18 protein-coding genes and 1 pseudogene are annotated in these 18508 nt (G+C 67.7%); 8 read left to right on the forward strand and 11 right to left on the reverse strand.

Annotated features, from left to right (window positions below; translation table 11 throughout):
• Positions 1–70 precede the first annotated feature (70 nt).
• Together ACILR9_RS07930 and ACILR9_RS07935 are read right to left on the reverse strand one after the other, a co-directional pair.
• The gene (locus tag ACILR9_RS07930) at positions 71–1840 is read right to left on the reverse strand and encodes an IS1634 family transposase (RefSeq protein WP_395708878.1); all 1770 of its coding nucleotides are present in this window, start codon (positions 1838–1840) and stop codon (positions 71–73) included.
• Between the two features lie 79 nt (positions 1841–1919).
• Positions 1920–2141, reverse strand: a complete 222-nt coding sequence (locus ACILR9_RS07935) for a hypothetical protein (RefSeq protein WP_395708879.1) — start codon at positions 2139–2141, stop codon at positions 1920–1922.
• A gap of 117 nt (positions 2142–2258) precedes the next feature.
• On the opposite strand from ACILR9_RS07935, the gene ACILR9_RS07940 reads away from it, so the two are divergent.
• The gene (locus tag ACILR9_RS07940) at positions 2259–2798 is read left to right on the forward strand and encodes a hypothetical protein (RefSeq protein ID WP_395709368.1); all 540 of its coding nucleotides are present in this window, start codon (positions 2259–2261) and stop codon (positions 2796–2798) included.
• Between the two features lie 24 nt (positions 2799–2822).
• Here the strand turns inward: ACILR9_RS07940 and ACILR9_RS07945 are convergent, their stop codons facing one another.
• Positions 2823–3095 carry a hypothetical protein gene (locus tag ACILR9_RS07945; RefSeq protein ID WP_395709369.1) on the reverse strand — a complete coding sequence of 91 codons (273 nt, stop codon included), beginning with the start codon at positions 3093–3095 and terminating at the stop codon, positions 2823–2825.
• On the opposite strand from ACILR9_RS07945, the gene ACILR9_RS07950 reads away from it, so the two are divergent.
• Positions 3094–3336 carry a hypothetical protein gene (locus ACILR9_RS07950; RefSeq protein ID WP_395709370.1) on the forward strand — a complete coding sequence of 81 codons (243 nt, stop codon included), beginning with the start codon at positions 3094–3096 and terminating at the stop codon, positions 3334–3336. The genes ACILR9_RS07945 and ACILR9_RS07950 overlap by 2 nt on opposite strands.
• A 19-nt stretch (positions 3337–3355) precedes the next feature.
• On the opposite strand, the gene ACILR9_RS07955 is transcribed toward ACILR9_RS07950, so the two are convergent.
• Both ACILR9_RS07955 and ACILR9_RS07960 read right to left on the reverse strand, forming a co-directional pair.
• A complete protein-coding gene (locus tag ACILR9_RS07955; RefSeq protein ID WP_395709371.1) occupies positions 3356–4390 on the reverse strand; it encodes a cytochrome P450 in 1035 nt (344 codons plus the stop codon).
• Between the two features lie 206 nt (positions 4391–4596).
• Positions 4597–6387, reverse strand: a complete 1791-nt coding sequence (locus tag ACILR9_RS07960) for an acyl-CoA dehydrogenase (protein WP_395709372.1) — start codon at positions 6385–6387, stop codon at positions 4597–4599.
• A gap of 69 nt (positions 6388–6456) precedes the next feature.
• Between ACILR9_RS07960 and ACILR9_RS07965 the strand changes: the two genes are divergently transcribed.
• The 5 genes from ACILR9_RS07965 to ACILR9_RS07985 all read left to right on the forward strand — a co-directional run bounded on the left by ACILR9_RS07965 (position 6457) and on the right by ACILR9_RS07985 (position 11380).
• A complete protein-coding gene (locus ACILR9_RS07965; RefSeq protein ID WP_395709373.1) occupies positions 6457–7230 on the forward strand; it encodes an enoyl-CoA hydratase/isomerase family protein in 774 nt (257 codons plus the stop codon).
• A 50-nt stretch (positions 7231–7280) separates the two neighbouring features.
• A complete protein-coding gene (locus ACILR9_RS07970) occupies positions 7281–8168 on the forward strand; it encodes an FHA domain-containing protein (protein ID WP_395709374.1) in 888 nt (295 codons plus the stop codon).
• 13 nt (positions 8169–8181) lie between these two features.
• Positions 8182–10260, forward strand: a complete 2079-nt coding sequence (locus tag ACILR9_RS07975) for a protein kinase domain-containing protein (RefSeq protein WP_395709375.1) — start codon at positions 8182–8184, stop codon at positions 10258–10260.
• Positions 10257–10802, forward strand: coding sequence for a glycine zipper domain-containing protein (locus ACILR9_RS07980; protein ID WP_395709376.1), 546 nt, complete (start codon positions 10257–10259; stop codon positions 10800–10802). Before ACILR9_RS07975 ends, ACILR9_RS07980 begins: the two co-directional genes overlap by 4 nt.
• Before the next feature lie 290 nt (positions 10803–11092).
• Positions 11093–11380 (forward strand): hypothetical protein, encoded by a 288-nt coding sequence (locus ACILR9_RS07985; RefSeq protein ID WP_395709497.1) that lies wholly within the window; start codon positions 11093–11095, stop codon positions 11378–11380.
• Positions 11381–11400: 20 nt separating this feature from the next.
• Here the strand turns inward: ACILR9_RS07985 and ACILR9_RS07990 are convergent.
• The 5 genes and pseudogenes from ACILR9_RS07990 to cysQ form a co-directional block, all read right to left on the reverse strand.
• Positions 11401–11676 (reverse strand): annotated as a pseudogene (locus ACILR9_RS07990) (SDR family oxidoreductase); the annotation flags it as partial.
• Between the two features lie 76 nt (positions 11677–11752).
• Positions 11753–13183 carry an FAD-binding oxidoreductase gene (locus tag ACILR9_RS07995; protein WP_395709377.1) on the reverse strand — a complete coding sequence of 477 codons (1431 nt, stop codon included), beginning with the start codon at positions 13181–13183 and terminating at the stop codon, positions 11753–11755.
• 229 nt (positions 13184–13412) lie between these two features.
• Positions 13413–14882, reverse strand: a complete 1470-nt coding sequence (locus ACILR9_RS08000) for an FAD-binding oxidoreductase (protein ID WP_395709378.1) — start codon at positions 14880–14882, stop codon at positions 13413–13415.
• A gap of 21 nt (positions 14883–14903) precedes the next feature.
• On the reverse strand, positions 14904–15881 hold the full coding sequence (locus ACILR9_RS08005) for an L-threonylcarbamoyladenylate synthase (RefSeq protein ID WP_395709379.1): 978 nt from the start codon (positions 15879–15881) through the stop codon (positions 14904–14906).
• Positions 15878–16672 carry a 3'(2'),5'-bisphosphate nucleotidase CysQ gene (gene cysQ / locus ACILR9_RS08010; RefSeq protein WP_395709380.1) on the reverse strand — a complete coding sequence of 265 codons (795 nt, stop codon included), beginning with the start codon at positions 16670–16672 and terminating at the stop codon, positions 15878–15880. The genes ACILR9_RS08005 and cysQ overlap by 4 nt, the downstream gene beginning before the upstream one ends.
• Before the next feature lie 43 nt (positions 16673–16715).
• Here cysQ and mtnN point away from each other — a divergent pair, with 43 nt between their 5' ends.
• Complete coding sequence (mtnN, locus tag ACILR9_RS08015; protein ID WP_395709381.1) at positions 16716–17480, forward strand: 5'-methylthioadenosine/S-adenosylhomocysteine nucleosidase; 765 nt, start codon at positions 16716–16718, stop codon at positions 17478–17480.
• A 111-nt stretch (positions 17481–17591) separates the two neighbouring features.
• Here the strand turns inward: mtnN and ACILR9_RS08020 are convergent, their stop codons facing one another.
• Positions 17592–18476 carry an S-methyl-5'-thioadenosine phosphorylase gene (locus ACILR9_RS08020; protein WP_395709382.1) on the reverse strand — a complete coding sequence of 295 codons (885 nt, stop codon included), beginning with the start codon at positions 18474–18476 and terminating at the stop codon, positions 17592–17594.
• Positions 18477–18508: the final 32 nt, after the last annotated feature.

Here is an 18508-nt window from a genome sequence, read left to right on the forward strand (position 1 = left end):
GTTGAGGGAAAAACCCTTTAGAATCAAAGGGTGGAGCTTGAAGGTCTCCACTACAGAGTGGGGTCCCAGGTTAGGCCGCGGAAGTGGGAGGGGCAGAGATCTTGGGCGGCGGCTGAGGTGGGAGCTCGAGCTTGAGCTGGTGGAGCAGGATCTTTTGATCGGCGTTTGGCTCGGTGTGCCGGGTGATGACGAGGGTGCGTCCGTCGGTGGTAGGGAAGTGAACGTCGAGCATCTTGATGTCGGTGAACTTGTCGAGGACGGCGCGCGGGGTGAGGCCGCCGGCGAGAGTGCGCAGGCGGGCGCGCAGGGTGACGTGCAGGCAGTAAGCGATGAAGGCAACGAAGATGTGTGCCTCGATGCGCTGTTCGAGCTGATGGAAGATGGGCCGCAGCTGGAGATCGTGCTTGAGGTTCTTGAAGGCGGCCTCGATCTCGGTGAGCTGGATGTAGAACTGCCAGAGCTCGGCCGGTTGGCGATCGCCGAGATTGCTGCGCAGAAGATATCGGCCTTCACGCTGTCGGACGCGCCGCAGCTTGCTGCGGTTGAGGGCGTAGCTGAATGAGGCGCCACGCGGTGCCACCTCGACATCGATCAGGCGCCAGGCGGCGGGTGCCTTGGCGCGCGCGCCGCCGAGCTTCATGAGCAAGTCCTGGCGCTTGATCTTCTTCATCGCCGACAGTTCCGTGAGGCGAGCCCACAGCCCTTTGAGCTTGCGCCGGCGCATGGCGCGCTCCTTGTGCACGCGCTGCTCACTGCGGGCGAGCACGTAGAGTTCCGGCTCGTCGGCCAGCAGCTTGACGTCGACGCCCTGGCGCACGCTCTGCCACGGCTTGTCGAGCAGGGCTTTCTCGAGCTTGCTGAGCCGGCCCTTCGGTGTGCCGACCAGGTAGTGGACCGGCGGATCGGCTTGCCGCATCTCGGCCAGGACGGCCTCGCTGGGGATGCCGCGATCCATCACCCAGATGCGCTGCGCCTTGCCGTGCTGCGCCTCGATCTTGGCCAGAAAGTCGCGCAGCGTCGTGCTGTCGGCAGTGTTGCCGGCCAGCACCTCGTAGGCCAGCGGGAAGCCTTCCGGCGTGACCACCAGCGCGATCACCACCTGCACGCAATCACCGCGCTTGTCGCGGCTGTAGCCGTAGCGCCGCTTGTCGGTCTCGTTGTGCGGCGGCGCCGACTCGAAATAGGTGCTCGTCAGGTCGTACAGCAGGACCTCGAACTGCGCCCCGAACAAGTCCTGCCAGCGTTGCCGCAGATGGCTGAACAGGCCCTGCTTATGCTCGAGCAGCTTGTCCAGACAACGATACAGCGCATTCTTCTCGACCAGCGAATAGTCGGCGCCCAGCAGATCGCCCATCGCGCTCTGGCTGAACCACTGTCGATGCAGCCGCCACTCGCTGCCAGGATCGATCAGCCGATAGCACACCAACGTCTGCACGATGTCACACCAGCTCGTGCCCTCGCGCGAGTCTTCCAGGCGATCGGCCCAGAAGCGATCCAGCTCGAGCTCCTCGTAGAGATGGCAGGCCAACCAGCACGCACCCCATTGCCGCGGCCTATGAAGCTCCATCGCATCGAGGCGGACCTGCACACCATGACCACGGGCGTGCTCGGGGACACCGCGATCGGCCGGGAACAGCGCCAGCTGCGTGTGCCGCCGAGCGTCTTCGTCGAACGCATCGACCACCCGACACCAGGCTTCACGCTGACAGTCGTTGATCTCGCCGAGGTACAGCACCGGCCGCTGCACCACCTTGCCGCCGGCGCAGCGCTTGTTCTCGACGATGCTCCAATAGCGATGCTCTTTGCCATCTTTGAAGCGTCGGTTGGCGCGTAAGAACATGATGGGTAGGGATACTACCCCACACAATTAGTACACGAAAGAGACTAGGTCTCCACTACACATGATTGCCAACGCGCGGTCATTGAAATCGCTCACTTTTTTGCTTCTCATCACCCTCGAAATCGATGATTCCGAGGTCCAGTTGAGAAAGATGGGCTATGCCTGTGAGATGCGACACCATCGCGATGCCGCCGCGGCCCGCAGCGCGAGCCTCGCTGGCGGCGAACAAACGAAGCCCTCGCTCATCCAAGTGAGGCGCGACTGCCTCATAGCGCATACGAATGGCGTCCCAGTCGACCACTTCATCAATATATAGCGTTTCTCACCTGATCATGCTCGAAATCCGGGATTCTATTACTGCTTTATACAACCCACCGATCTGATTATTTCGTCACAGGCCCTAACCCCCGATGCCCTGTTGCAGTTGCAGCGCTTCTGCCTGCGTTCGACGGTTTGGCGCAAGCCCTATGCGGCCGGCTATCTCGGGGCAAATCCCGAAACCGGATTCTTCAGCCCCCTGATGCTGCAGATCGCGGCGGAGCTGCGGCAGGCCGTGCCCGGACTGCTGGGTGGGCATCACCTGAGTTATTGGTGGTCGTTCGTCTGTCAGCACCAACGCCCGGGCACCGACGTTCATGCCGATCAGTCCGACGTCAGCCTCAATTTCTGGATCACGCCGGACTCTGCCAACCTGGAGCCCGGAACCGGCGGGCTGGACGTCTGGGACGTCGCCGCTCCCGCCGACTGGACCTTCGAGGACTACAACGTCGGCAGCCGCGACATCCATGCCTTCCTGCGCCAGGAGGGGGCGCGGCAGACCTCGTTCGCCTACGCCGAGAACAGGGCGCTGCTCTTCAGGGGCACGATCTTCCATCAGACCGCTGCCATGCGGTTCGCCGAGGGCTTCGAGAATCGTCGGCGCAATGTCACCATGCTGTTCCGACGGACACGCAGCTAGTCAAATCGTTCGCGGCCCGCGGGATCATAGCGACCGAGGGTCGCGCCGTAGCACGGCGATCAAAAGCGCCGCCATGGCCAAGGCTTGAAAGACAGCCCCCGCAAGATGGGAATACTCCCAGTCTCGACGGAGCATCTCCCAGTTCTCCGGCTGCACCGCCCAGTTGCCGGTGACCCTGTTGGCGGGGAATGTCCAGATCCAAAAGACAGCCTGTGCCGCAATGAGGGCGATCAGAGCCGATGCCGTCGGCCACAACACGCGTGGATTGGTGCGATAGAGCCAGAGCACCGACAACATGCCGGCGACCTCGACTGCAAAGCAGGTAGGCGAGCCTGTTCCAACCGTCGTAAGCGCGCTGCATGACAAAATAGTGCTCGCGTGGCACGTCGATCTTGTTGGGCAATTCGAATGCGTGGGCCAACGCCCCACCCAACGCCAGCGCTGTGGCGAAGAGAGCGACAAAGAAGGCCACGTCCTGCAAAGCCGAGCTTTCGACGCGTTTCACGGGATGTCCAGCTACATGGTGAAGCCGCTGTAGGGCCTGAAGCCGCTGACGGTCAGGCGTTCCACGCGATCGGATAGCGGTTGAAGCCGCGGAAGCGCGCCCGTCCGCCGCGCTCGGGCTCGCCGTCGCGGGCCAGGCCGTCGAAGCGCTCGACCAGTCGGCCGATGGCGATCGTGCCTTCGAGACGGGCCAGCACCGCGCCCAGGCACATGTGCACGCCTGAGCCGAAGGCGAAATGGCGGTTGGGCTCGCGCGCGGCGTCGAAACGATCCGGCTCGGGAAACTGCTCGGGATCGCGGTTGGCGGCGCCGATGCCGATATGCAGGTAGGTTCCGGCCGCCAGCCTTTCGCCGCCGATCTCGAGGTCGGCGGCGAGCCGGCGGTTGCCGAGCTGGTTGGAGCTCTCGAAGCGCAGGCCTTCCTCGATGCAGCTCTTCAGCAGGGCCGGGTTCGCGCGCAGCCGCGCCAGCTCGTCGGGAAAGCGCAGCAGGGCATCGACCGTGTTGCCGATCAGGTTGGTCGTGGTCTCGTGGCCGGCGTTGAGCAGGAAGATGCAGTTCTGCACCAGCTCGTCGTGGCTGAGCCGCTCGCCGTCGATCTCGCCATGGATCAGCGTGCCCAGGATGTCGCTGTCGTCGGCCGGCCGGCGCCGTCGCTCGGCGACCAGCCCGTCGAGATAGGCCGAGAACTCGGCGACCGCGGCGTTGCCTTTTTCCTGGCGCTCGGGACCGGCGACCGGCTCAAGGGCGCCCAGGATGGCCAGCGAATACCTCCGGAACGGCACGCGATCGCCCGGCGGCACGCCCAGCATGTCGCAGATCACCTCGACGGGCAGGCGGAAGGCGAAATCGTCGACCAGATCCATGCCGCCCTTGTCGGCGTGCGCGTCGAGCAGGCCGTCGACCACCGCCTCGATGCGCGGCTGCAGGTTGGCCAGCGCGCGCGGCGTGAAGGCCGCCGCCAGGAGCTTGCGCACCCGCGTGTGCAGTGGCGGATCGTTGAACACCAGGCTGGTCGTATGATGCTTGTAGAGCGGCGTGCCGACGCCGAACTTGGGGCCGAACTCGGCCTTCTTGTCCGACCGCATGCGGGCATCTCGGTAGCACACCGCGACGTCGGCGTAGCGCGAGACGAAGACGCTGCCGTCGGGCAGGCGCTTCAGCGGCGCGAAGCGGCGCAGCGCGTGATAGTAGGGGAAGGGATCGGCGAGGAAGGCAGGCTCCAGCGCCGCCAGGTCGAAGCGCCGGGCAAAGTCGCGGGCCTCGTCCGCCGGCAGCTCGATCAGCCCGCCGCTCAGAGCTGCGCCTCCGTCAGCGCGAACACGGTGCGGCCGGCGGCCTTGAGCGGCCCGAGCTGGGCCAGCGCGGGCGGCAGCACCACCTCGGCATAAAAGCGCGCCGTCACAAGCTTGGCCTCCAGGAAGGCTGGATCGCCGTCGCGGGCCGCCAGCCTGGCTTGGGCGGCGAGCGCGCTCCGGGCCAGCAGCCAACCGCCCAGCGCCGTGCCGGCCAGGCGCAGGAACGGCACCGAGCCGGCGAGGGCGGCCACCAGCTCGCCCTTGACCGATTGGGCAACCCACCTCGTGGCGTCTTCCAGCGCGTCCGCCGCGGTGCCGAGGGCGTCGCGGATGGCCGCGAGATCGTCGCCCGGCGCGCCCGCCATCTCCTGGGCGAGGGCGCGCATCTCGGCCACCAGCGCCAGCATGGTCTCGCCGCCATCCTTGGCAATCTTGCGGCCGACAAGGTCGCGGGCCTGGATGCCGTTGGTGCCTTCGTAGATCGGCAGGATGCGGGCGTCGCGCAGGTGCTGGGCGGCACCGGTCTCCTCGATGAAGCCCATGCCGCCATGGACCTGCACGCCGATCGAGGCGATCTCGTTGCCGAGGTCGGTGAACCACGCCTTGACGATCGGGATCAGCAGGTCGACGCGGTCCTGGGTGCGGCGCGCCTGCTCGCGGTCGGGATGCTTCAGCGCCCCGTCGATGCCGGCGGCCGTGTAGTAGCCCAGCGCCCGCATCGCCTCGATCTGGGCGCGCATCGTCATCAGCATGCGCCTGATGTCGGCGTGATGGATGATCGCCACCGGCTCGGGCTTGGTGCTGCCGTCATCCTTCGATTGCACCCGGGTCTTGGCGAAGGCCGACGCCTGCTGGTAGGCGCGCTCGGCGATCGCCAGCCCCTGGATACCGACCGACAGCCGGGCATTGTTCATCATGGTGAACATGTAGGAGAGGCCGCGGCCTTCCTCGCCGACCAAGTAGCCGATCGCCCCGCCATCGTCGCCGAACGACATCACGCAGGTCGGGCTAGCATGGATGCCGAGCTTGTGCTCGAGCGACACGCAGCGCAGGTCGTTGCGCTTGCCCGGCTTGCCGTCGGCCTCGGGCAGGAATTTCGGCACGATGAACAGCGAGATGCCGCGCACGCCGGCCGGCGCGTCCGGCGTCCGCGCCAGCACGAGATGGACGATGTTCTCGGCCATGTCGTGCTCGCCGTAGGTGATGAAGATCTTCTGGCCGCTGACCAGGTAGTGATTGCCTGTCTTCACGGCGCGGCTTTTGAGCTGCGCCAGGTCCGAGCCCGCCTGCGGCTCGGTCAGGTTCATCGTGCCGGTCCACTCGCCGGCGATCATCTTCGGCAGGTACGTGGCCTTCTGCTCGGCCGAGCCGTGATGGTGGATGGCGTCGATCGCGCCCTGGTTCAGCAGCAGCACCAGCCCGAAGCCCATGTTGGCCGCCTGCCACATCTCCTGCACCGTGGCGGCGAGCAGCCACGGCATGCCCTGGCCGCCGAACTCAGGGTCGAAGGGCAGCGAATTCCAGCCGCCGTCGACGAATTCCTTGTAGATTCCGGCGAACCCCGGGGCCGTCCGCACCACGCCATTCTCCAGCCGGGCGCCGACCTTGTCGCCTTCGCGGTTGAGCGGGGCGAGCCCATTGCCGGCCAGCTTGGCCGCCTCCTCGAGCACCGCATCCACCGTATCGTCGGTGGCGTGCTCGTAGCCCGGCAGGTTGGCGACCTGTTGCAATCCGGCCACTTCACGCAGCGCGAAACGCATATCGGCCAACGGGGCGGTATAAGTCATGGCATCCTCCAGGCCGCAATATGCCGCGCTCGGTCGCTTTTGGCGACCGGCTCGGCTATTTTCGCCGCCATGACCGACGCAGTCTTGCTTGCTATCGACGGCCCCCGGGCCACCATCACGCTCAACGATCCGGCCAAGCACAACCGGCTTGATCCGGCCGGCCTCGGCCTGCTGCGCCGGGCGATCGAGACGGCCGACGCCGACCCCGCGGTCCGCGTCACCGTGCTGACCGGCGCCGGCGAGAAGACCTTCTGCTCGGGCTACGATCTGGGCTCCATCCCGTCGGGCAACGGTGCCCGGCCGGCCGATGGCGAGAACAGCTTCGAGAAGGTCATGGACCGGCTCGAGGCGATGCGCATGCCGACCCTGTGCGCGTTGAACGGAGGCGTCTATGGCGGCGCGACCGACATGGCGCTGGCCTGCGATTTCCGGCTCGGCGTTCGCGGCATGCGCTTCTTCATGCCGGCGGCGCGCTTCGGCCTGCACTACTACCCGAGCGGGCTGCGCCGCTACACCCAGAAGGTGAGCCCGAGCTTCGCCAAGCGTGCCTTCCTGCTGTCGGAGGATTTCACCGACGAGGACCTGCTGCGGGTCGGCTATCTCGACTGGCTGGTCGAGCGCGCCGACTTCGCCAGCCGGGTCGATGAGACCGCTGCCAAGCTGGCCGGCCTGGCGCCGCTCTCGATGTCCAACATGAAGCGGGCGATTGAGCAGTTCGCCCAGGCCGAGCCGGATATCCCCAGGATTCGTGACGGCATCCGCGAATGCCAGACTTCGGAGGACCTCCGCGAGGGGCTGAGCGCCCTGCGCGAGCGCCGGGCGCCTGCCTTCAAGGGGCGCTGATAGTGACGGCAGACGCAAAATCGCCACGAGACTGGTAGACTGAGAAGGTCATGCAGCGCCGTCTGGCCGCCATCGTCCACGCCGACCTCGCCGGATTCACCCGGATGATGGAAGGTGCCGAGACGCGCACCTTCCGCCATCTGAAGTCGGCCCAGATCGAAGTCTGGCGACCGGCGATCGACGCCGCCAACGGCCGGCTGGTCGGAACGGCGGGCGATGCCATGCTGGCGGAGTTCGCCTCGGCTGTCACCGCGGTCAGCGCGGCGATCGACATCCAGGAGCGCATGGCGCGCTTCAACGAGGCGCTGAGCACGGAGCAGCGCATGCTGTTCCGTGTCGGTGTCCATCTCGGCGAGGTCATCGTCGACGACGAGGATCAGAACATCTTCGGCGACGGCGTCAATCTCGCCGCCCGCATCCAAGCGCTGGCCGAGCCCGGCGGTATCGCAGTGTCGCGTGCCGTGCGCGATCTCGCCGAGCTGAAGATGGAATACGCCTTCGTCGATGGCGGCGAGCATCAGCTCAAGAATGTCAGCCGCGCCGTGCAGGTCTACCACGTCCGCGCAGTCAAGGCGGCCTCTACGGTCGGCACGACGACCCGCATCGTGCCGCAGGTCACGCTGCGCTTCGAGGGCACCGATTCGAGCAAGCAACGGCATTCGTTCGAAGTCACCCTCGACAAGCTGATGAGTCGCAGCGGCGGCATGGTGATCGGGCGCGCTTCCGACCAGTGCGACCTCGTGGTCGCACATCCGACGGTGTCGCGGCGCCACGCCAAGCTCAGCCTCGCCGGCGACGCGCTGATGCTTGAGGATCTCGGTTCGACCAACGGCACCTCGCTCGACGGCAAGGCGTTGCGGCAGACCGAACCGGTGACCTTGCGTGCCGGCACCAAGGTGCGGCTGGGCGATGTAGACATGCTCGTACGTCAGCTCTAGAGGCCCGGCGCGCATGAGCGATTCCGACAGCCCATCGAACGATCAATCGTCGCAGACGATTGTCGCGGGGCAGGCCACGTCGCCGCCGGGCGATGTCGACTACGTGGCGCTGAAGCCCGGCCAGACGATCGGGCGCTACGAGATCGTCGCGGTGCTGGGCCAGGGCGGGTTCGGCATCACCTACCGCGCCCGTGACGTCCAGCTCGGACGCGAGGTGGCGATCAAGGAGTACCTGCCATCGGCGCTGGCGATCCGGCAGGACAGCATCACCGTGCTGCCGCGTACGACCAAGATGGCCGACGATTTCGGCTGGGGCCGCGAGCGCTTCGTCACCGAGGGGCGCACGCTTGCCAGCCTGCATCGCGTGCCCGCGATCGTGCAGGTGTTCGACTTCCTCGAAGCTAACGGGACGGCCTACATCGTCATGGAACTGCTCCATGGCGAGACCTTGGAAGACCGTATCGGGCGCAACGGCAAGCTCGGCCCCGAGGAGGTCAACCGCATCCTGTGGCCCCTGCTCGACGGGCTGGAGCAGGTCCACAATGCGGGTTTCCTGCATCGCGACATCAAGCCGGCCAACATCCTGCTCGATGCCGGCGGCAATCCGACCCTGATCGATTTCGGCGCCTCCCGCGCGGCGATGGCCGGCCGCAGCACGGCGCTGACGGCGATCTTCACGCCGGGTTATGCCGCGGCCGAGCAGATGACGTCGGCCAAGCAGGGTCCGTGGACCGACATCTACGGGTTGTCGGCCACGCTCTACCACGCCATCGCCGGGCGGGTCCCGCCGAGCGCCTTCGACCGTATGCTCGACGACGCCTGCGAGCCTCTGGCCCAGATCAAGCCACCCGGCTTCAAGCCGGGCGTGCTGGCCGGCGTCGATGCCGGCCTGTCGGTGGCGGCACGCGAGCGTCCGCAATCGATCGCCGGTTGGCGCCCTATCCTGGCGATGGCCGCGGCGCCGACGGGCGAGTCGACGGTCGTCCTCGGCAAGGCGCCCGAGCCCACGCCGGGGGCAAAGTCCGAGCCGAAATCGGCAGCGAAGTCCGAGGGGCGGCACGTCCCCATCCTGGCCGGATCGCCCGGTGACGCCCCCGCGCCGACACGGCGCACCGGACTGTGGATCGCCGTTGCCGCGGCCGTTCTCATCCTGCTGGGTGGTGGTGGATACTTTGCCGTCGTGCCGCGCGGCCCCGATCCGGCAGTGCTCGAGGCCAAGCGGCTGGCTGAGGAGGCGGCTGCCCGGCAAAAGCAGGCCGAGGAGGAAGCGGCCCGACAGCGCGCGGAGAACGAGAAACGCCAGAAGGCCGAGCAGGAAGCCGCCGAGAAGGATCGCATCAAGGCCGAGCAGGACGCGGCCGAGCGCCGCCAGAAGGCGGCGCAGGAAGAGGCCGAGCGTCGCCAGAAAGCCGAGCAGGATCGTATCAAGGCGGAGCAGGAGGCGGCCGAGCAACGCCGGCTCAAGGCCGAGCAGGATGCCGCCGAGCAGCAGCGCCGCGCTGCCGCCGAGGAAGAGCAGCGCAAGCGTTTCGAAGCCGAGGCGCGCCTGAAGATCGCGGCCGAGATGGCTGCCCAGAAGCGCGCCGAGGAAGAGGCCAGGCGCAAGGCCGAGGAGGAGGCCGAGGCGCGCCGCAAAGCCGTCGAGGACGCCCGCAAGGCGGTCGAGTTCGTCGCCGGCGCGTTCGACCATTTCGGCAAGTCGCTGATGCTGATCGGGCTCAAGGACCGATCCGACGAGGTTCGCCTGCAGGGCGTCGACATCGTCGCCGATCCCGACCTGCATCAGCTCGCGGTCAAGGCGCTGGCGGCCAAGCCCCGCCATCTGCGCTGCCGCCAGACCGACCGGCTGACCGACGGCACGCCGCTCTATCGCTGCCTGATCACGCCGCTCGCCGCCAAGGAGCCGCTGGCCGACGTGCCCGACGCCGACCGCGACGACCTGGCGCTGGCCCTGGTGCGCAATGGCCTGGTTCTGGCATCGTGCGATGCGCCGCGCTCCTATGCGGACGTGGAGGACGAGGCCCGTAGCGGCAAGCGATCCCTGTGGGGTAGAGTTTCTGTTCCCGACTACAAGAAGAGGTGCTCAAGATGACTGTACTGGCAGCCGAATCTCCCGTGCGTGCGTCGTGGCGTAGGATCGCGGTAGCGATGGTGGGCATGGTCGCGGCGCTCGGGCTGGCCACCGCCTGCACCACCAGCAGCGACGGCGGGCCTTCCAATCAGACAATGGGTACCGTGCTGGGTGCGGCAGTCGGCGGCACCGTCGGCGGTCTCGCCTTCGGGTCGGCAGGCGGCATCATCGGTGGCGCCCTGGTCGGCGCGATCGCCGGCAATCTCGTCGGCCGCGCGCTCGACAACCAGGAGCGGCAGCGCCTTGCGCAGGCGACGCAAACCGCCTTCGTTTCCGAGACCAACGTGCCGACGACCTACACGGTCGACCCGGCGCAAAAGTCGAGCACAGCGCCTCCGACAGTCGTGGCGGCGAAGGCCGTTGGGCCGGCGAGCAGCCGCGCCGACGGCAGCACCTGCCGGCCGATCGAGATGTCGGCGACCAAGAACGGCCAGACCACGACCGAGACGACGACCTTCTGCAAGGCGGCCGGCTCGAGCGAGCTCAAGGCGGTCTCGGTCTGATCGCCGCGACGTGAGCTGACTGGACAAACGATCGGGCAGGACCCATCGCCTGATCTTCCCGGCGCACGAGGACTGCTATAGTCCGACCTGGATAGAGCAGGGGTCGGGCATGGCGGGCAATCCCAAGGCGCTGGCGCTGCGCGATCGGCCGGCGAAGGATGAGTTCATCCTGGCGCCCGGCACCTGGCGTCGGGGGTAAACGTGCCGCAGTACCGCGACATGCACGAGCTGATGGGCTTCTCCGAGGTCTGGGACTTCGAGAAGCGCTGGGCGTAGTGAGAGAGGGGCCCGTGAACGGCAAGCAATTCCTCGAGATGCTGGCCCGCCTGCCGCTGCGCGTCTGGCTGCAGGCGATCGCCGGCCTGATCGGCTTCGTCGTGTTGGCGGTGCTGGGCTTTGCCGTGATCGCCGGCGTCGCTGCCATCGTGCTGATCGCCATCCTGGGCTTCAAGGCGCGCGAGTGGATCCGCCGCCTGTTCACCGGCAAGCCGCCGCCGGGCCCGTCCGCCCATGCCGGGCGCAAAGTGATCGACGTCCAGTACGAGATCGTCGAGCGCAAGGACAACGGGCCGAGATGATGGCTACGCTGGGCAACGTCGGCCGGCGTGCCCAGCCGATTGAGCACGATGCCTTTCACCATCTCCGCCCCGCGTGATTTGGTCAGGCTGTTGCCGAGCTCGGTCTCGATCACGCCGGGGCAGATGGCGTTGATCGCGATCTTCGGCCCGAGCTCCTTGGCGAGCGAACGGGTCAGTCCGAGGATTCCAGCCTTGGCCGCCGCATACGAATGTTTGCTGACTGCGCCATTGGAAGCGGAGCGCACTTGGCACACGGCGTCATGACGGTCGCGATGCCGAGACACGCTCCCGGCCATATAGGCTACCGCTGAGCACCAGCGACGGCACCATTCCGTTCTGTGGCGAGCCCAGCGCGTCCTCCCGCCGGCGATACTAGACGCGGATGATCTTGCCCGGGTTCATGAGATTCTGCGGGTCGAGAGCGCGCTTGATGGTGCGCATGGTGTCGAGCTCGATCTGGCTGCGGTAGTGCGCCAGCTCGTCGACCTTGAGCTGGCCGATGCCGTGCTCGGCCGAGATCGAGCCGCCGTGGCTCACCACCAGGTCGTAGACCGCGCCGCTGATGGCAGGGGCGTATGCCAGAAAGCGCGCCTTGTCCCAGCCCGGCGGCGATTGGCAGTTGAAATGCAGGTTGCCGTCGCCGACGTGGCCGAACGGCACCGGCCGGCACTCGGGCAGAACCTGTTTCATTGCCGCCAGTCCCTTGGCCATGAACGCCGGGATCTTGCTCACCGACACCGAGATGTCATGCTTGATCGACGGGCCTTCGCGCTTCTGTGATTCGGCATGGTTCTCGCGCATCGCCCAAAAGGCGCGTGCCTGCGCCTCGTTCTGGGCGATCACGGCGTCGAGCACCTGGCCGGCCTCGAGCGCCTCGCCGAGATAGGCTTCCATCTTTTCCGCCAAACCTGACGTATTGTCGCCGGCGCGGCGGGGCCGCGTCGATGCCCATTCCATCAGCACGTACCAGTCATGACGCTCGGCCAGTGGATCGACCGAGCCCGGCATGTGGTGCAGCACGATGTCGATGCCCTGCCGGCTCATCAGCTCGCACGAGGTGACATTGTCCTCGCTGGCGGCATGCGCGCCGCTCAGCAGCGCGACGGCGGCCTCGGGCGAGGGCACGGCGATCCACGCCGTCGTCGTGTCCTTGGGCCGCGGCCACAGCTTCAGAACCGCCCGCGTGATGATGCCCAGCGTGCCCTCGGCACCGAGATAGAGATCGCGCAGGTCGTAGCCGGTGTTGTCCTTCTTGAGCGCGCGCAGGCCATCCCAGATATCGCCCGCCGGCGTCACCACCTCGAGGCCGAGCACGAGCTGGCGGGCGTTGCCGTAATGCAGCACGTGCACGCCGCCGGCATTGGTCGAGAGGTTGCCGCCGATGGTGCAGCTGCCCTGGGCGGCGAGGCTCAACGGAAACAGCCGGTCGTGCTGCGCCGCCGCCTCCTGGATGGTCTCCAGCACGACGCCGGCCTCGACCGTCATGGTGTAGCCGAGCGGATCGACCTCGAGGATGCGGTTCATCCGGTTGAGCGACAGCACGATCTCGCGGCCGCTCTGGTCGGGCGTGCCGCCGCCCGCCATGCCGGTGTTGCCGCCCTGGGGCACGATCGCGACCTTCTCGGCCGCGCACAGCTTCACCACGGCGGCGACTTCCTCGGTGCTGGCCGGCCGGACGACGGCCAGTGCCGCGCCAAGGTAGTTGTCGCGCCAGTCGGTGAGGTAGGGGTGCTTGCCCTGCGGATCGGTTACCAGCCCGCGGTCGCCGACGATGGCGGCGAGCTCATCGATGAATGGGCTCATCGGGTCACCTGTTTCTTCTCCTCCCCAGCTTTGCTGGGGAGGTGTCGCGTCATACGCGACGGAGGGGTCATGGGCCTTCGCCGGGAGCGCGCCGCTCTGTGGCGCTCTTTCTGTCGATCACATAAGTTCACTCCGCCTTGAGGGACGTGCTCGTGGCCCATGACCCCTCCGTCGGCGTAAGACGCCGACACCTCCCCAGCAAAGCTGGGGAGGAGGAAGAAACAATTGCTCACAGCCGCAGGATCTTTCCCGGGTTCATGATGTTCTTCGGATCGAGGGCGCGCTTCAGGGCGCGCATCGTGTCGAGCTCGACCGGGCTGCGATAGTGCGCCAGCTCGTCGACCTTGAGCTGGCCGATGCCGTGCTCGGCCGAGATCGAGCCGGCCATGTCGCGCACCAGGTTGTTCACGACCCGGGTGATCGCCGGCTCGTGCTGGTTAAGCGTCTGGCGGTCCATGCCCTTGGGCGCGGCGAACGAGAAATGGATGTTGCCGTCGCCGATATGGCCGATCGGCTGCGGCCTGAGGCCGGGCAGGATCTCAAGGGCCGCCTTGACGCCCTGGTCGATGAAACTCGGGATCCTGGAGATCGAGACGGACACGTCGTAGCTCAGCGCCGGCCCCTCGGCTCGCGAGGCCTCGGCGACGCCCTCTCGCAGGCGCCACATGTTGCGCGCCTGTGCCTCGTTCTGGGCGATCACCGCGTCGAGCACGCGGCCGGTTTCGATCTCGTCGGCGAGGAACTGCTCGAGCTTGTCCGACATGCCCTCGGCGCCCTCGGCCCTGGGGCGCGACGACGACCATTCGAGCAGCAGGTACCATTCGGCGTCGGCCTTCAGCGGGTCCTGAGTGTTGGGCAGGTGGCGGACGACCATGTCGATGACGTTGCGGCACATCAGCTCGCACGAGCCGACATTGTCCTCCGACGCCGCGTGCGCCGCCGACAGGATCTCGATGGCGGCCTGCGGGTCGCGGATGGCGAGCCAGGCGGTGGCGACGTCCTTGGGCGCCGGCCACAGCTTCAGCACGGTCTTGGTGATGACGCCGAGCGTGCCTTCGGCGCCCATGAACAGGTGCTTGAGGTCGTAGCCGGTATTGTCCTTCTTGAGCGAGCGCAGTCCGTTCCACACGTCGCCGTTGGGCAGCACCACCTCGAGGCCGAGCACCAGGTTGCGCGCGTTGCCGTAGCGCAGCACCTGCACGCCGCCGGCGTTGGTCGAGAGGTTGCCGCCGATCATGCACGAGCCCTGGGCGCCGAGGCTCAACGGAAAGAATCGGTCGTGGCTCGCCGCCGTGTCCTGCAGGGTCTGCAGCACGCAGCCCGCCTCGACCGTCATGGTGTAGCCGACCGGGTCGACCTCGAGCACGTGGTTCATGCGGCCGAGCGAGAGCAGGATGCCGCTGTGCGTCGGCCACGGCGTGGCGCCGCCCATCAGGCCGGTGTTGCCGCCCTGCGGCACGATGGCGATGCCGTGGTCGTGGCAGAGCTTCACCACCTTCGAGACTTCGTCGGTGTTGGCCGGCCGCACCACCGCCGCCGCGGTGCCGGTGAGCGAGCCTCGCCAGTCGCGCACGAACGGCTCCTTGCCCGGGTCGTCCAGGATCAGCCCCCGCTCGCCGACGATGGCGCGCAGCTGGTCGAGGACCGCAGGCATGACCGGCACGGTGGGGATGCTGGGCGTGACGACGGTATCGGGCATGTTTCCTCCGTTCGGGCGAGACTAGCGCCGGCCGCTTTTGCCGTCATCCGCGGCGGCGCGGCGCAGCCGGTCGTTGATCGCGAGGCCCAGTCCCGTCTCCGGGATGGGCATCACGGCGATGCGGTCGATGCCGGGCCTGTCGAGCGCGCGCATCATGGCAAAGAGATTGGCGGCTGCTTCGGCGAGATCGCCGGCCGGGCTGAGGTTGAACGTCAGCATGGCGCCGGCGGGCGCGTCCGGCCCGAACGCCAGCAGGCCTTCGTCGGCACCGACGCCTGTCGCCCCGAGGCGGACCGGCCGCGCCGGCGCGTAGTGGCTGGCGAGCTGCCCCGGCGATTTGCGCGCCGCGTCGCCGGTCGGCAGCGCGTCGCTCAAGGCGATGCGGCCGATCACGGCTTCGATCGCCTCGCGTGAGACGCCACCCGGCCGCAGGAGAATCGGTGTGTCCCCCGAGAGGTCGAGCACCGTCGATTCGACGCCGACCAGGCACGGCCCGCCGTCGATGATCATCGGCACGCGCGCAGCCAGCGACTCGGCGACGTGCTCGGCACGGGTCGGGCTGATGGCGCCGCTGCGATTGGCCGACGGCGCAGCGACCGGCCGGCCGGCGGCGCGGATCAGCGCCTGCGCCACCGGATGGAAGGGCGCGCGGATCGCCACCGTGTCGAGGCCGGCCGTCGCCAGCAGCGCGATCGTCGAACCTTCTGAGCGCGGCAATACCAGCGTAAGGGCGCCTGGCCAGAACCGTGCCGTGAGCGCGTCGGCCGTATCGCTCCAGCGCACGAGTCGCTGCGCCTCCTGGGCATCGAGCACGTGGCTGATCAGCGGGTTGAACCGCGGCCGTCCCTTGGCTTCGAAGATCGCTGCGACCGCACGCTCGTTGGTGGCATCGCCGCCCAGGCCATAGACTGTCTCGGTCGGAAAGGCGACCAGCTTGCCATCGATCAGCAGCTTGGCGGCAGCCACGATGGTGGCCGCCGTCGGCTCGACAATCCTCACCGGAACGCCTTGCTGCGGGCGATGAAATGCGGGTTGGAGAACTTGGGCTTGCCATAGCCGAGCGGCCGGCCGTCGGTTGTCACCACCTCGCCGCCAGCGGCCTCGAGCACGCCCTGCCCGGCCGCGGTATCCCATTCGTTGGTCGGGCCGAAGCGCGGGTAGATGTCGGCCTTGCCCTCGGCGATCAGGCAGAATTTCAGCGACGAGCCGGCCTGGATCCGGTCGGTGACGGTGAGGCCCTCGCGGCGGAACCAGATGTTGAGGTCGCTGTAGACCGCATGGCTGCGACTCGCGCAGCAGGTCAGCCCGTCGTCCGGCGGCGTGCGCACGGTGATGGCCGCGAAGCCGCCGCCCTTCTCGCACTTGTCGGCGCCCAGGCTCGCCACGCCGCGCCACAGCGTGTCGCTCGCCGGCGCCAGCACGATGCCGAGCGTCGGCCGCCCGTCCTCGATCAGGGCGATGTTCACGGTGAATTCGCCGTTCCTCTTGATGAATTCCTTGGTGCCGTCGAGCGGGTCGACCAGCCAGAACGGGCCGTCGCCGATCACCGGCACGCGGCCGGCCGCCATCTCCTCCTCGGCGACGATCGGCGTGTCGGGCGTCAGCCGGCGCAGGCCGGCGACGATGATCGCCTCGGCGGCGTGGTCGGCGTCGGTCACCGGGCTCTTGTCAGGCTTGTCGCGGACGCCGAGATCGCCGGCATAGATGCGCATGATCTCGCGGGCGGCGTCGCGGGCGAGGTCGGTGCAGGCGGCGCGCAGGTCCGCGGGAGAGGGCAGGGGCTGGGTCACGGAGGTTGCTTTTGGAACGGGCGCCCTTATAGCCCATCGGTCGATGGCAAACAGTCTCCTGGGTGTCCTGTCAGCCTTGCCGGAAGAGCTGGTCCACCTGTCCGACCGGTCAGGCGACCAGACCGAGATCGGCGGCTTGCCGTTCTGGCGCGGCCAGATCGCCGGTCGCGAGGCGGTCTTCGTCGAAACCGGGCCGGGCAAGGTCAATGGCGGGGTCGCGACCGCCCTGCTGCTCGACCGCTTCGATTGCCGGGCGCTGATGCTATGCGGCGTGGCCGGCGGCCTCGATCCGGCGCTCGGCGTCGGCGACATCGTGATCGGCACCAACAACCTGCAGCACGATTTCGGCCTCGACCGCGAGAGCGGCTTCGTCACCATCCAGCCCGGCAGCCGGCCCTCCAGGGGCGAGGACTGGGCGCCTGGCTATCCCCTGGACGAGGCGCTGGTGACGCGCCTGCGGGACGCCCTCGCGGGTGTCGAGCTGGAGCCGCTGCCGCAGACGATCGGCGCTGGCCGGCGCGTCCCCGACATCCATTTCGGCCCGATCCTCACCGGCGACAGCTTCGTCAATTCGGAGACCACCAGGCGGCGCCTGCGCGAACGCTTCGCGGATGCCAGGGCCGTCGAGATGGAAGGCGGCGCCGTCGCCCAGATCGCCCGCCGCTGGGGCGCTGACATCCCGTTCGTCAACGTGCGCTGCCTGAGCGACCTCGCCGGCTCCGACAGCCATCTCGACTTCCGCGCGCTTCTGCCGGTCGCGGCGCGATACGCCTCGCTGGTGGCGCACCGCCTTGCGCCGGTGATTTGAAGTTGTCTCCTCCCCAGCTTTGCTGGGGAGACCCCCAGCACGCCGGCGCGCACCACGATGCTGAGAAAATCGGGGCGGTGCCCGCCCCGATTTTCATAGGAGGAATGTGAGTCAGCTCGTCGCGTGCCCGCCCAGCACGCGCCCGGCGACCGCTTCGAGCTTCTTCATCATGTCTGGCGCGCGCACCTGAGGCGCGGTGATCAGGGCATACTCGAGCGCGCGGTCGCAGCCCGCCGGGCAGGGGGCCGGCCGCGCCGCCTTGAGGCGTGGGGCGATCAGCTTGATCAGGGTCTTGGCCTTCTCGGCGTTCTCGGTCAGCACACGCACGATATCGGCGACCTGCACGTGGTCATGATCGGGATGCCAGCAGTCGAAATCGGTGACCATGGCGACGGTGGCGTAACAGATCTCCGCCTCGCGGGCGAGCTTGGCCTCCGGCATGTTGGTCATGCCGATGACGTCGCAGCCCCACGAGCGATAGAGCTTCGACTCGGCCAGGCTGGAGAATTGTGGGCCTTCCATTGCCAGGTAGGTGCCGCCGAACTTCAGCGGGATGCCGGCTGCCTGGGCGCAGTCGCGCGCCGCCTCGGCCAGGCGGTTGCAGGTCGGATGGGCCATCGACACGTGGGCCACCAGGCCCTCGCCGAAGAAGCTCTTCTCCCGCGCGAAAGTCCTGTCGATGAACTGGTCGACGACCATGAAATGGCCGGGCGGCAGGTCCTCGCGCAGCGAGCCGCACGCCGACAGCGAGAGCAGGTCGGTGACGCCGGCGCGCTTCAGGGCATCAATGTTGGCGCGGTAGTTGATCGTGGTCGGCGAATGCCGATGGCCGCGACCGTGGCGCGGCGCGAACACAAGGTCGAGGCCGTCCAGCGTGCCGGACAGGAACTCGTCCGACGTCTCGCCGAACGGCGAGGCGACGCGCCGCCAGGTCGCGCGCTCAAGGCCGGCAATCTCGTATATACCGCTGCCACCCAGGACACCCAGCACCGTCATCTGCCTCTCCTTGCTGGCGCTGGTGTATCATT

It is taken from the genome of Reyranella sp. (assembly GCF_044224635.1).
Lineage (GTDB): Bacteria > Pseudomonadota > Alphaproteobacteria > Reyranellales > Reyranellaceae > Reyranella.

What these genes read in the sequence shown, in the direction of transcription:
- ACILR9_RS07955 (WP_395709371.1), bottom strand. Translation starts at nt 4,390, where the DNA reads ATGCGGTCGGACAAGAAGGCCGAGTTCGGCCCCAAGTTCGGCGTCGGC.
- ACILR9_RS07965 (WP_395709373.1), top strand. Translation starts at nt 6,457, where the DNA reads ATGACCGACGCAGTCTTGCTTGCTATCGACGGCCCCCGGGCCACCATC.
- ACILR9_RS07970 (WP_395709374.1), top strand. Translation starts at nt 7,281, where the DNA reads ATGCAGCGCCGTCTGGCCGCCATCGTCCACGCCGACCTCGCCGGATTC.
- ACILR9_RS08000 (WP_395709378.1), bottom strand. Translation starts at nt 14,882, where the DNA reads ATGCCCGATACCGTCGTCACGCCCAGCATCCCCACCGTGCCGGTCATG.
- ACILR9_RS07995 (WP_395709377.1), bottom strand. Translation starts at nt 13,183, where the DNA reads ATGAGCCCATTCATCGATGAGCTCGCCGCCATCGTCGGCGACCGCGGG.
- ACILR9_RS08020 (WP_395709382.1), bottom strand. Translation starts at nt 18,476, where the DNA reads ATGACGGTGCTGGGTGTCCTGGGTGGCAGCGGTATATACGAGATTGCC.
- ACILR9_RS07930 (WP_395708878.1), bottom strand. Translation starts at nt 1,840, where the DNA reads ATGTTCTTACGCGCCAACCGACGCTTCAAAGATGGCAAAGAGCATCGC.
- mtnN (WP_395709381.1), top strand. Translation starts at nt 16,716, where the DNA reads ATGGCAAACAGTCTCCTGGGTGTCCTGTCAGCCTTGCCGGAAGAGCTG.
- ACILR9_RS07945 (WP_395709369.1), bottom strand. Translation starts at nt 3,095, where the DNA reads ATGTTGTCGGTGCTCTGGCTCTATCGCACCAATCCACGCGTGTTGTGG.
- ACILR9_RS07950 (WP_395709370.1), top strand. Translation starts at nt 3,094, where the DNA reads ATGCCGGCGACCTCGACTGCAAAGCAGGTAGGCGAGCCTGTTCCAACC.
- ACILR9_RS07980 (WP_395709376.1), top strand. Translation starts at nt 10,257, where the DNA reads ATGACTGTACTGGCAGCCGAATCTCCCGTGCGTGCGTCGTGGCGTAGG.
- ACILR9_RS07960 (WP_395709372.1), bottom strand. Translation starts at nt 6,387, where the DNA reads ATGACTTATACCGCCCCGTTGGCCGATATGCGTTTCGCGCTGCGTGAA.
- ACILR9_RS07975 (WP_395709375.1), top strand. Translation starts at nt 8,182, where the DNA reads ATGAGCGATTCCGACAGCCCATCGAACGATCAATCGTCGCAGACGATT.